10 protein-coding genes are annotated in these 12,897 nt (G+C 42.8%); 3 read left to right on the plus strand and 7 right to left on the minus strand.

Going from position 1 to position 12,897, the window contains the following annotated elements; all coding sequences use genetic code 11:
* Positions 1-42 precede the first annotated feature (42 nt).
* Genes mngB through ACNO7B_RS01335 form a run of 4 tightly spaced genes read right to left on the minus strand, consistent with a single transcriptional unit; the run spans position 43 to position 4,673 of the window.
* On the minus strand, positions 43-2,706 hold the full coding sequence (mngB, locus tag ACNO7B_RS01320; protein ID WP_417901061.1) for a mannosylglycerate hydrolase: 2,664 nt from the start codon (positions 2,704-2,706) through the stop codon (positions 43-45).
* A gap of 27 nt (positions 2,707-2,733) precedes the next feature.
* Positions 2,734-3,852: a PTS fructose transporter subunit IIC gene (locus ACNO7B_RS01325; protein WP_017358746.1), complete on the minus strand. Its 1,119-nt coding sequence runs from the start codon at positions 3,850-3,852 to the stop codon at positions 2,734-2,736.
* A gap of 36 nt (positions 3,853-3,888) precedes the next feature.
* Positions 3,889-4,218, minus strand: a complete 330-nt coding sequence (locus ACNO7B_RS01330) for a PTS fructose transporter subunit IIB (RefSeq protein ID WP_007498438.1) — start codon at positions 4,216-4,218, stop codon at positions 3,889-3,891.
* Positions 4,215-4,673, minus strand: coding sequence for a PTS sugar transporter subunit IIA (locus ACNO7B_RS01335; protein ID WP_008342176.1), 459 nt, complete (start codon positions 4,671-4,673; stop codon positions 4,215-4,217). Before ACNO7B_RS01335 ends, ACNO7B_RS01330 begins: the two co-directional genes overlap by 4 nt.
* 242 nt (positions 4,674-4,915) lie before the next feature.
* Here ACNO7B_RS01335 and ACNO7B_RS01340 point away from each other — a divergent pair, with 242 nt between their 5' ends.
* Together ACNO7B_RS01340 and ACNO7B_RS01345 are read left to right on the plus strand one after the other, a co-directional pair.
* The gene (locus tag ACNO7B_RS01340; RefSeq protein ID WP_417901062.1) at positions 4,916-7,582 is read left to right on the plus strand and encodes a S8 family serine peptidase; all 2,667 of its coding nucleotides are present in this window, start codon (positions 4,916-4,918) and stop codon (positions 7,580-7,582) included.
* 109 nt (positions 7,583-7,691) lie between these two features.
* On the plus strand, positions 7,692-8,174 hold the full coding sequence (locus ACNO7B_RS01345) for a hypothetical protein (protein ID WP_048003127.1): 483 nt from the start codon (positions 7,692-7,694) through the stop codon (positions 8,172-8,174).
* Positions 8,175-8,518: 344 nt separating this feature from the next.
* Here ACNO7B_RS01345 and ACNO7B_RS01350 read toward each other — a convergent pair whose 3' ends face one another.
* The 3 genes from ACNO7B_RS01350 to mmuM form a co-directional block, all read right to left on the minus strand.
* Positions 8,519-9,139 (minus strand): hypothetical protein, encoded by a 621-nt coding sequence (locus ACNO7B_RS01350; RefSeq protein WP_138824969.1) that lies wholly within the window; start codon positions 9,137-9,139, stop codon positions 8,519-8,521.
* A 113-nt stretch (positions 9,140-9,252) separates the two neighbouring features.
* A complete protein-coding gene (mmuP, locus tag ACNO7B_RS01355) occupies positions 9,253-10,656 on the minus strand; it encodes an S-methylmethionine permease (RefSeq protein WP_008342173.1) in 1,404 nt (467 codons plus the stop codon).
* 46 nt (positions 10,657-10,702) lie between these two features.
* Positions 10,703-11,641 carry a homocysteine S-methyltransferase gene (mmuM, locus tag ACNO7B_RS01360; protein ID WP_035703182.1) on the minus strand — a complete coding sequence of 313 codons (939 nt, stop codon included), beginning with the start codon at positions 11,639-11,641 and terminating at the stop codon, positions 10,703-10,705.
* 337 nt (positions 11,642-11,978) lie between these two features.
* Here mmuM and ACNO7B_RS01365 point away from each other — a divergent pair, with 337 nt between their 5' ends.
* The gene (locus ACNO7B_RS01365) at positions 11,979-12,809 is read left to right on the plus strand and encodes a YitT family protein (RefSeq protein WP_025206673.1); all 831 of its coding nucleotides are present in this window, start codon (positions 11,979-11,981) and stop codon (positions 12,807-12,809) included.
* Positions 12,810-12,897 lie beyond the last annotated feature (88 nt).

The following is a 12,897-nucleotide window of genomic DNA, read 5'->3' on the forward strand; positions in this document are numbered from 1 at the left end:
TTAAAGAGGGGCGGAATCCAAATGGATCCCGCCCCTACATGTTCATTTTTTCTTTACAATGTAGGTTTGTACCTGACAAGGTGTGAGCGGTTCAATGTGTAATGATCCATGTTGTGCTTTCAGTATATGTCCTTCAGGTGTTTCGCCTAAATTCGCTGTTTCTCCATGTTGTAGAGATGAACTATTGATTGAAGCGGCTGTTTGACGTGTTAAATATGGATTGAAGAGACGAATGACAATGCCTGTTCCATGCTCTTCCTTTTTCAAAGCGCTTAGAACGGCCCCGTCTGTCTCAATGTCAAGCAGGCTATAAGTAGATTGTAAGTCTTCTTTTTCATCTCGGAAAGAGAAAATTAAACGACCGTTTAAAAAGTCTGCCCGCTCGTAGCACTGAACCGGGGTGGTGTAACGTTTAGCAAGTTGAGCCAAGTGTCCTTCACTCACCGCTTCTTGGCTATAGTGCATGCCAAAGGAGAATGATAGCGATCCTTGAAGCTGGGCGTCAGGTGTTTCCACGATTTTTTCTCCAGAAGCCCGGCCAGGACGGTAAAGAAGGTTTTCTTTCCCCATTTTTCCGAAACAGCGGAAGAGTGTGTAAGCAATGGTTGTGTAGTCTTCGCCTGTGATTTGGTATTCTCTGACGCAGTCCGTCAAAAGAGAGACACCATATGCTTCATTGCGAAGTGCAACAAATGATTGCATGGGTTCAATGGTAATCGGTTTTTCTTCCCAATGTTCATTGTTCCACCATTCTAGCTCTTGCGTCAGCTCCGTTGGACGTTCGATGGTGCCAAACTGTTGATCGCTGAGTGATACGTTTGATGCAATACCTGTATCAAAGAGTACCCGTAGACGGTGGTCTAGCGCATGGTTGTCCACATTTACATGAAAACGGATGACCGCTTCATCTTTATTTAAAGCCACCTTCGCTGTGATCGGGAGGGAAGTCGTCACCTTTTGCTTCGAACGTTCCTCTAAATCATATGGGACAGTCAATTGAAGCTTGATGGTGAGCTCTTCCTGTAAACTGCTTTTAGATACGGTGATGTCTGCTGATGAGATATCTTTAGACGATACATAAAGATCCTCACGCGGTGGTGAATAGTTATAAGAATCCCCATCATCTCCGTTGTCTTCAAAGATCATTTGCTCAGAGAACGTTCGTCCAGTCTGTTTATCCGTAATTTCTAATGACCCATTGTCATTTGCTGCAATGCGGTAAAACGTATTTTCAATGACACGACCTTCTGTTTTTTCAAAAATGGATTCACTAGATTCATCGAAAACCATGCTGACTTGTGTATAACCAACGGATGGCAAGTCGACTGCTTCAATGAGTAAAACAGCTTTCCATACTTGCTTTGGCATGTACACCTCTTTGCTTGGGTTAAGTGAAATCTGCTGTGCTAAGACATAATCTGTCACATCGGTTTTGCTTTTGACTGTGTAGTGAAGAGTTCGTCCATCAGCGTCTTTTAGTGTAAATGGACGTTCTGTGATAAAGGTTTCGACTTCAATGACTTCAGAGCGCTTTGAAGGCAGTGTATTAAATAAAGTGAACGTGATTTCTTGCTCAGTTTGCAGCCGGATGGCGATGAGACGCATGTGTAAGTCCACAAGATTCTCGGCGATTTCCTTTGCCTGTTTATAGCGGAAGAAGACATCTTGATTCGTCGTATCACTATTACAGCCGCCAATGCTATCATGCGCTGCATTTTCAAACATGAGGTACCAAATATCACGCACCGTGTCATGCGGATAGTCATGTCCGAGTGAATAGCTGATTGTAAGGATCGGCTCCATCACATTGACAAGATAGTTTTCAATTTGGTTGTTTAAGATTTTCAAATCTGCTCTTGTTGAAAAAATAGACTTATGAATTCGCATATGCTTGGCATGAATGAGCTCTCCTTCTAATGTCTCAAAAGAAGTCCGCTCTTTTTTCACTGCTGCAATGTAGTCTTCTAAACTGCTGATTTGATAGTGGTGCTCGTCTATTTCATTGGCTTTTTCTAATAAGTCAGGCAGGTTTTTACGAATAGGCGCCTGGTCAAAGCCATTTGGGAAATAGACATTCTTTGTCGTGGCTTTTGCTTGCAGCGCCCCGATTTTTTCAGAAAGGAAAGATTGCAGGTCTTCATCCTTTTCAGGAATATTTCCTCCGTAGTAGTAGCCAAATGGCAGATTCACTGCAAAAACTTCACTGCCATCCGCCCCGCGCCAATTAAATTCTGTGTGATTCGTCATATGATCAGAAACGCCGCGCCAAAAGGCTGTGTCGACAATACCAAAGCCTTGATAAATTTGAGGCATTTGTGCAGATTGACCGAAGGAATCAGGGACATAACCGACCTTCATGACATGTCCAAACTGCTGACAGCGCTCAATCCCATATTGCAGGTTCCGTACAATCGATTCCCCAGAAATCACGAGCTGATCCGTTTGTGTATACCACGGACCGATGATGAGGCGTTTTGCTGTGACGAGCTGTTTGATTCGATCCTCATCCTCTGGGCGCCATTTCAAGTAATCATCTAGCAAAGATGCTTGTGCATCGAGCATGAAGTAATGGAATCGTTCATCTGTTTCGAGGGTGTCCAATATGTCCATTACGCTTTTCATTAAGTAGATACGGGAGCGGGAGGTGGTAAAATACCATTCCCGGTCCCAGTGAGTATGTGGAATCACATGTACATTGACAGTCATTGTGTAACACACCTTTCTTTGTTCAAATTATCCTTCTAGCACAAGGTCAAAATCATCTTCTTCTTTCTGCTTCTGATCATGTTCTGGCTTTTGGGGTTCTTTTTTCTCAGAGAAGTTCACAAGTAGGTTGGCACCAATTCCAATAACAAGTGCGCCAGTTAGCGCGCCGATTAAATATGCCCACCAGTTTCCTACTGAGAAGAATCCGTAGAGTCCGCCAATTGGCGGCATGATGTCATGGACACCTAATAAGGCAGCAACCCCGCTTCCAGCAGCACAAGCGACGACATTCAGCGGAATCAATTTCAAAGGATTGACGAGTGTAAAGGGAATGGCTCCTTCTGTAATCCCGATAATCCCCATCACAAGACCGCCTCGTCCGGCTTCTCTGAAGGTAGGAGAGAAGTTGCGTTTTCGAATCAATGTCGCAAGCCCGTATCCAAGCGGAGGAATGACAATCGCGATATTGACGAGAATGGCAGGAAGATAGACACCTGATAGGAAGAGCGCGTTACCAGCCATCCAAGCTGATTTATTCACTGGGCCGCCAAGATCGAAGCCAATCATGGCACCTAGAATGAGAGCAAGTGCGAGTGTACTTGTTCCATCTGCAACCATGCCTTTGATCCATTCAATTAATGCGGTGTTCAAAGCCCCTAATGGACCGCCCAGCAGAACGGACATGAGAAGTCCGGTTAAGCCAACAGTAATGAGCGGTAAGATGAGCAGAGGGACGAGTCCAGCTGCGGAGCCTTGAATTTGAATTTTTCTTTTCACAAAGAGAGCGACATATCCGGCGAAGAAACCTGCAATGACGGCGCCGATAAAACCAGCATTTGTTGAGCTGGCAAGAGCTCCGCCGATAAAGCCGGCCGCAAGACCAGATTTATCCGCAATCGAATAGGCAATAAAGCCAGCGAGCAGTACGTTCATTAAGCCAATGCCTGTCCAGCCAACCTGTTCCATCAAATAGGCACCATGTAAAATGCCGCCTGCATCTTTATAGGCGTTTAAATCTGACACACCAAAACCTAACCCGACTAGTTTGGCTAAACCAACGATAAGTGAAGCTCCGATGATCACCGGAAGAATATAAGAAATACCGGTCATGAGGTGGCCTTCAATGACTTTTAATTTTGCTTTCATTCTGCTTTGCTCCTTTCTATATGGCATTGCTCTTGTTTATTGGGATTCAGATTTTTTCTTTTCAACCAGCGCAACGGCTTTTGTGATGATTTGCTCGGCATTTTTTAGGGCGCGTCCGATTTCGACACGAACAGTAGGAATACCTGAGAAGCGTTCAGCGTCGTTAATATGCTGATTGGAGGCGATAATGCAAAGGTCTGCCTGCTTGGCTTCCTCTGCTGTAATGCCATTCACCTGTCCCATAATTCCTTGTTGCTCGATTTTAATCTCGTGTCCAAGCTGTTTACCCGCATTCTCTAATGCTTTTGCTGCCATTGGTGTATGAGCTAACCCTGCTGGGCATGAAGTGACACCGACAATTTTCATTGTGTAATCCCCTCTTTCAATTGTTGTTCAATGACTTCGTAATAATAGTCTGCTGTTTGACCGGGTTGAATCTTTTCGATGAAAGCAGGCTCCATTAAACTTGTGGCAATGCCAGACAGTAATTTGAGGTGTGTGACATTGGCCTCTTCTAGTGGAACGAGCAGTGTAAATAAATAGCTTGTTGGCAAATCGTCGAAGCTTCCCCAATCAATGGGTTGTTCAAGTTCTAAAAAGAGAAGTGAAGCCGTTTGAACAGCAGAGCTTTTTGTATGAGGAATCGCAAAACCTTGCTGAAGTCCTGTTGAGACTTCGTCTTCGCGTTTCAACAAATCTGTTAATAACCCTGACTGATCATCTGTAATGTGAAGGTCTTCAGCTTTCTCGGAAATGTATTGTAAAATCTCATTCTTTGATCGACCGTTTACTTGTGTAAAAACATGATCTTTTTGGAACAAGCTGATCCCTTCTCTCTTGTTTGTTAAGCGCTTACAATTTGATTGTAATGTACTTTTCGACATGGTTAAATAGCATCATTTTCCGTTTGAAATGGCAAAAAGTTTATGAAGCGATTAGACTAGCCATCTGAATATCTCAAATCCTAGCTTAAAACGAGTTTAATTATGTCAAAAATAGATTCTACTAAAAGGGATTATGTGATATTCTTCCAAGGTATTGTAAAAGATAAGGGGGTCTTTTCATGTTTAAAAAGCAGGTCAAATCCTGTGTGGTTGTACTCATGGCCATCATTCTATGTATGGCTGCATTACCTGGGTACGAAGCATCAGCAGCTAGTAAAGGCACAAGTGTCAATGAAGCCATTGGATTGAAAGATGGTGAAGTCATCTCAGGTACATTACAGAATGAAAAAGAAGAGTCATGGTACCAAATCACGCCATCTGCAGATGATGTGGCAAAACATACACATATGCAAATTGCTGTCAAAAGCAAACAAGTGTTATCTGTATCGGTCTACCCAAGTAAGGATAGAGCGATAAAGGATGACACTTATTCGAGATATCGTGTGGACACAGCAAGTGGAGAGACAGAAATCAACTTCCCGCATGCATGGTCAGGTCCTTACTATGTCAAAGTGCTGTATTTAGGTTCAGAGGAAGACAGCCGTGATGAGGAAGAGGATGCAACATATACAATCGGGTATAAAGGTGCGAATCTTCCGCCATCTGAACCGATTTTTCCTGAAGAAGAAGAACCAACGATCATCATTATTGAGAAAAAGCATGGACGTGAAATTCTTCAATCCATTCGTACGATCGAAGACAAACGATTCAATGAAACAGCCGATGGTCAGAAGCTTACACGTCTGCTACAAAAAACAAAGCCGTTTCTCAAATCTAAACTCATCAACAATCAAAAAAAGCAGCAAACGGTGTATAATCATTTGCTTACATTGAAATCATTGCTAAATGACGTAGAGAAAAATGGTGCATTCAGCGGTCATATCGTCACAGAGAAAGAGCAACAGGCGATCCGTTCCCTTTTTGATATGCTCAAAGAGGCAAGTCCAGCCTATTTAAAAAAGGAATTAGAAACAGTGGGGCAAAAAGTAGGAATCGATCAGCTTGAAGGAAAATCGATCGGTTATGTCCTCGAGAAACAAAAGCTTGTTCCAGAAGAAAAGGTCAACACAAACAAAATCATCTTTAAATTAAAGGATGGACAAACGCTTCAATCCGCAAAAAAGAAAATGAAAAGCTACGGAATTCAAGAAAACCGTGTGACATCTCAGTCAGTAAATCCTTTATTTAAAGGAATGTATGTTTATGATGTACCGGCAGGGAAAGAATCAGCAGGCAAAACGCTTAAAGCAGGCAAAGCTGTGATCAAAAGCACGGCGAGAAAGCTTTCTAGTATGCCGAATGTTGAATTTGCAGAGCCTGTACAAACGTATCGTGCGCTCAGCAATGACGCGCAGTATGGTTATCAGTGGCCGCTGAAAAACAGTGCGCAGAACAGTGGGAAAAAAGGCGCTGATGTGAAGTTTGAACAAATGAATACATTGATTGGTACAAGCAAAATGAAGCAAACGTTAATCGCTGTTGTGGATACAGGTGTCGACAGCCGTTTGTCCGATTTAAGCGGAACGGTTCGCACAGACTTAGGTGCTAATCTCATTGGCCGTAATAAAGATGCAATTGATGACAATGGCCACGGTACCCATGTGGCAGGTATCATTGCAGCAAAAGCCGACAATCATTACTCCATGGCAGGGCTGAATCAACATACAGGGATCATCCCAGTCAAAGTACTGGATGCGTATGGAAATGGAGATACAGAGCATATTGCTCTTGGCATTAAACATGCAGTGGACAAAGGAGCAAAGGTCATCAACATGAGCCTTGGCGGCTACTACAGCAAGGTCATTGAATATGCGATGAACTATGCTGCACAAAAAAATGTATTAGTGGTAGTGGCGAGCGGAAACGATGGCATTCCAGAAATGGGTTATCCTGCGACTTCCAAGTACGCCATGGCAGTTGGTGCAAGCAATCGCATGGATATTGCCGCTGAATTCTCAAGCTATGGGAAAGGATTAAGCGTGTCTGCACCAGGGTCTGATATTCCAAGCTTAATGCCTGATGGGAATGTTTCATACCTGAGCGGGACATCAATGGCTACACCGTATGTTGCAGCAGCAGCAGGATTACTGCTTTCTAAAAATCCAACCCTGAAACCAAATCAAGTGAGAAATATTTTACAAAATACAGCGGATGATATTTCATTTAAAGCTGTTGATGGAACAGATGACGTTTTCTATGATGAAAATGACGAGCCTGTTGTTGATCCGAAAATTCCGGGTATCGATTGGGTGACAGGACATGGCAGACTCAATGCTTTTGCCGCGTTAAGTGCTGTTGAATTAAACGCATCAGTTAACAAAGTAGAAGATCAGCATCAAAAGGTGACAGGAAAGGCGAAAGCCGGCGCTGCCATTTCTGTGTATAGAGGCAAAACCCTGCTTGGAAAAGGCACGGCAAGCAAAAAGGGAACCTTTAGTGTGAAGATCAAGCATCAAAACAAAAATAAAGTGCTTCACATCAAGATATCAAAAGGAAAGGCTGCGACTTCGCTCAAAACGGTCGTGAAAAAGGGCAAAGCGCCAGCTAAGCCAAAAGTGAATCGAGTAACAGTGAAAAGTAAAACGGTCAAAGGAACTGCGGGTGCAGGCTTGACGATCAAGGTGAAGAACAAATCAAAGAAAGTCATTCAAACGGTCAAAACCAATAGCAAAGGCGCATTTACAGCTAAAATCAAACCGCAAAAAGCCAAAACTGTCTTATATGTGACAGCTTCAGATGTGAGAAAAAGAGAAAGTAAAGCAGTGAAAGTTGTTGTGAAAAAATAGTTTTGCAGCTTCCCTTTTTTGAATAAAAAGGGAAGTTTTTTGTTTTTTACTGGAAAAATGACAATAACTGTCGATAGTAATATAGTAGGAAAAAAAGGAGGATTTATCGATGAAAAAAATCATGTTTGCTTTCTTTCTATCATTGCTTCTCGTTTTCCCAAGCTTTGCACATGCAGAGGAAACAGGAGCAGTACCAGCATCCGTACAAGTAACAGGCGTCACAGCAGCAGACGGTGGTATAGTTAATTACGGTTCTGGCAGTAAATATCGTGTAGGTTCATATTATCCAGCTACTTTTAAAGGAACATTAAAGGACACAAGTGGTCAACTCATGGCGAATCAGCCAATTCAGCTTTATTTTGAAGCAGCAATCAAATCATATGCTCAAACAGCGACAGGTACAACAGACGAGAATGGACAATTTTCACTAACGATTCAAGTGCCTGCAGGTGCAGGCTACCGTACATACAATAATGCAGGCTGGTCTACACATTACTACGATATCGTTCCAGTGACTTTCACTTCAAACGACATCACGCTATCTTCAAATGTGACAAGTGTGTACCATTTGGCATATACATCACGTTACTAATCTGCTAGAAGAGGCGACTTGGCGCAAGCCTGTCGTTTTCATAGAAAAAAGGATGTCACTAGCTGACATCCTTTTCTTTTTGTTAGCAAACCTGCTGGGCGGCAACCGAAAGAGTCGATAAACAAACACTCATGAGCCGTTTCTCCCAGATTCGATCGAGCATTGAGCTTTACATCTTGAGCTTTGATGGATAAGACCTTTGAATACTTGAGCTTTCAGCTTTGAACGTTCAGCTTTGAGCTTTTATCATGGATCATCCTAAGATGATCATCAGATGAGGAGGGAATGACCTTTCCCTCGGAGGTGTTTAGTCCTATCGATTTTCGGCTCACTAACAAAATCGACTAGTCGATCTGTATTTTTGTCAAGGTATTGCTTTCTGATAAGGAGAAATCCACTTCCATTTGGAAATCTTCAATCTCTTTCGAAAGCTGTTCAATCTTCACTCGAAGACGAAGAGGGTCAATGATCGCCGCCTCATTTTCAGCTAGGAATGACTTGACGATCTCTTGGTTGGCAGCGGCTTGTGTTTTTCCGTCTTTCCCAAATAGTGTTTCTAAATGTTGATCCAGTCTCTTTTTCACATCTTCATTGATTTGTTCTGACCGGTCAACCAGCTCTGTGTAGACCTTTTTTAATTTTCGTAAAAAACGAATATCGTAATCTATGGATGTCTTGCGTTCAATAGCTTCTGCTACGGTCATGCTAACACCCGCCACCTCAATCGTTGTCGTAGCATTCGACACAACGATGGCTGATTTAATGGCATTTCGGCGTTTGATTAATGCTTGAATCGATTGGTCATCTGCTTTTGCCTTTTTTTCTACTTCTTCTTGATTTTGAAATCCGTTCTGTATATGTTTCCCGATGACCAAGCCACCGAGTACAGCTTCATCAATCGTTCGGTTGATTCTTTTATCTAACATTTTCAGTTCACTTAATGCTCTTGTAATGGTCATTTCCATATTAAAAACAGCTCCCTTGATACGTCCTGAAAATCATAGATTCCTATCATATACCAAAATGTCTTTGTTTTGCTAGTGATATCCTTTTTTGGGGCAAACAAAAAACCCTGGTGCTATACACCAGGGTTTTCTCGTTTTTTCTGAATCCATGTTGTCACGTAATAGGCAGCATAGCAGAGTGCGATAAAAGGGATACCGCAGATGAGAGCGATGCGCTGATTTGGATCAAAAGCAATGCCGATCACAGATGCAAGGCATAGGAGGAAGGCAGCAATCGGAACCACCGGATAAAGCGGGGTTCGGAAAGATAAATCATGAAGCTGTCCGCCATCCTGTAAGAATTTTTTGCGAAACATGAACTGTGAAGCTGCAATTCCCATCCATACAACAACAACGGCGAGTCCAGAGATTGAAACAAGAACCAGATACACCGTTTCAGGTGCGATGACACTCGATAGCAAAGAGAGAATGCCCCCAATCATACTCAAAATGAGTGCATTCAAAGGAATTCCCTTTGACGTCAATTTTGCCAGCTTTTTAGGTAATGTTCGTTCTTCAGAAAGGGACCATAGCATACGAGATGAGGCGTATAGCCCTGAGTTTGCAGCAGATAAAATCGCTGTCAGAATGACAAAATTCATGAAATCTGCCGCATAAGGAATACCGATGCGGTCAAATACCACAACGAAAGGACTTTTGATCACCCCGGCTTCTTCTACTGGAATTAAGCCGGCTAAGACCACGATCGTTCCGACGAAAAACAGGACAAGGCGCAGCACAGTCGTGCGAATCGCCCGGGGAATGGTCTCATCTGGATTGACACTTTCGCCCGCAGCAATCCCAATCAGCTCAGTACCCGAAAAAGCAAAATTAACAGCCAACATGGTCATTAAAATCGGTAAAAAGCCGTTTGGGAAGAGACCCCCATCTCCAGTGAAGTTAGAGAAGAACGGAGCGGCCTCACCGCCTTTTAGTGGAATCAATCCAAACATCGCGGCTCCGCCAAGGATAATAAAGAGAATAATAGCCATGACTTTAATGCTAGAAAACCAAAATTCCGATTCTGCAAAAAACTTAACTGTAAAAGCATTGAGTAAAAAGATGAGAAGTGCAAAAACACCGCTCCACATCCAAACCGATGTGTCCGGGAACCAGCGCTGCATTAAAAGACCTGCCGCTGTAAATTCTGAACCAAGTGCCACGGTCCATGTCAGCCAATAAAGCCAAGCCACTGTATAGCCAGTGCCGGGCCCAATGTATTTTGTTGCATATGTGTGAAAAGCGCCTGTAACCGGCATTGCGACAGACAGTTCACCTAAACAGAGCATCACGAGGTACACAATTAATGCCCCAACCAGATAAGCCAAAATCGTTCCCGCAGGTCCGGCCTGATTGATCGTATATCCTGAACTTAAAAAGAGTCCTGTGCCAATCACGCCACCTAAAGAAAGCATGAACAGGTGACGGCTTGTCATTTTTCGTTGATATTGTTGTGACTGATCTTTTGCTTGTTCCATGTCTTCCCGCCCTTTTGCTTAGAAGTATGTGTGTTGAGTCATGATGCTACGATGTTGCCTGTTTTAAGATATCGGTAATATCCTCTGGTGTCGTCCGGCAGCAGCCGCCGATGATTTGTGCGCCGTCTTTATACCATTGCTGCGCACATTCACCAAATGTATGGTGAGACGTATCTCCGCTCCAAACCTTCTCTTCAGGATCATATAATTCGCCTGAGTTCGGATACACGACAATCGGTTTGCTCGTCCCTTTTTTCATCTCCTGAATAAGAGAAGACATATATTGCGGCGGTGTACAGTTTACGCCAACAGCAGCGATCTGCTCATATGGCTCGAGTGCTTGTACACAGTCCCTAAGTAAATCTCCTTCACTAATGTGCTGACCATCCTTTGCACTAAATGTAATCCACGCATATACACCGCTGAACTCATCCTCCAGCAGTTTAGCGATGGCGATTGCTTCAATGAGACAAGGGATGGTTTCACAAGCGAGAATATCTGCACCAGCCTCTACCAATGCTTGAATTCTTGGTCTGTGAAAATCAATGAGCGCCTGTTCTGTGAGTCCGTAATTTCCCTTATATTCTGAACCATCAGACAAATAAGCGCCGAAGGGCCCCACAGATCCAGCGACAAATGGTTTTGCCCGCTCTTTACGTTGTGTCTCATCCTGCCAAAACTGCTCGCACGCTTCTTTTGCTAACGTGACAGATCGTTTCATTAATTCGATGGCTTCTTCTTTTGTATAGCCTTTTTCAGCAAAGCCATCAATTGTCGTTTGGTAGCTGGCTGTTGTTGCACAGTCAGCACCTGCTTGGAAGTAGTCCAAGTGTACTTGCTGAATCAATTCTGGCTGTTCAATGAGGATTTTGGCTGACCATAAACTGTCGTTTAAATCACAGCCCTTTCGTTCAAGCTCCGTTGCAAGTGCACCATCTAAAATCAAAGGTGCGTGAGCCTGTAATCGGCTTTGAATAGGATTCATATAAATCAAACAGCCTCCTTTGTCGATCGGAAATAATGGATATGATATGAGGCAGTAGTTTAAATGACTAAAGTGTTTTTGTCAAGGAGAGGAATAAGCATCATATGACGGAAAAACCCTGAAAACATGCGGGTTTGAGTGCATAAACATACAGTTGAAATAATAGAAAACCAAGTCATTGACAGCCTCTAAAAAGAGATATATATTATGGAAAGGTTCATTTCAGAAAGCTTCATCAAAAGGCGCCGTCTTTTGATTTTTATTTTGTCCAACGACTGTCTTCTTTCGTGCAGAAAGAGGGTTTTTTATATGCTTAAAAAAAGGAGGAAAGAAGAAATTGAAAAAATGTGTAAAAGATATTGCAATGATTCTAGTTGGTTCTTTTTTATTTGCTGCAGCTGTGAACATGTTTGTCATTCCACTTGAGTTTGGTGAAGGCGGCGTAACGGGGCTGTCCATCATTTTCTACTATATGTTTGAGATTGCGCCGTGGCTGACAAACCTTGTGTTGAATGCGATTTTATTACTTGTGGGGTATAAATACTTGGACAAGAAGACCACGATCTACACAGTGGTAGCTGTCGCAAGTAACTCTCTATTTTTACATTTGACCACTACATGGGTGGTGAATGTCCATGAATTGATCATTGGTTCTATTTTCGCAGGGATCATCATTGGGATTGGCATTGGTCTTGTTTTAAGAGCGGGCGGTACAACAGCGGGATCTGCTATCCTCGGGCGAATTGCGAATAAGTATCTAGACTGGAACGTGAGCTACGCCATCTTGTTCTTTGATCTGATCGTTGTTTTTGCTTCTTACTTTATTATTGGTGCGGAAAAATTAATGTTTACGATTGTGATGCTGTATGTGGCGACTAAGGTGATGGATTTCGTCATAGAAGGGCTTAACACGAAAAAAGCAGTGACGATTATTTCTTCATGCAAAGATGATATTGCAGAAGAAATCAATCACACCTTGGATCGAGGCGTGACCATTTTAAACGGTCGCGGTCATTATTCGAAGGAATCGAAGGAAATTCTCTATGCAGTCATTCAAAAACAGGAGCTGATGCGTTTAAAGAAAATCATTAAGAAAATTGATCGAGACGCATTCGTTGTTGTCCATGACGTGCGTGATGTGTTTGGAGAAGGATTTGTGAATATATAAAAGTGAAAGGCCCTGTGGGGGTCTTTTTTTTATGCTTTTACAAAATAAATACCTCTTGTCACATCATACTATGTATTGTATAGTATAA

Source organism: Bacillus sp. AK25 (genome assembly GCF_048270685.1).
GTDB lineage: Bacteria > Bacillota > Bacilli > Bacillales > Bacillaceae > Bacillus > Bacillus altitudinis.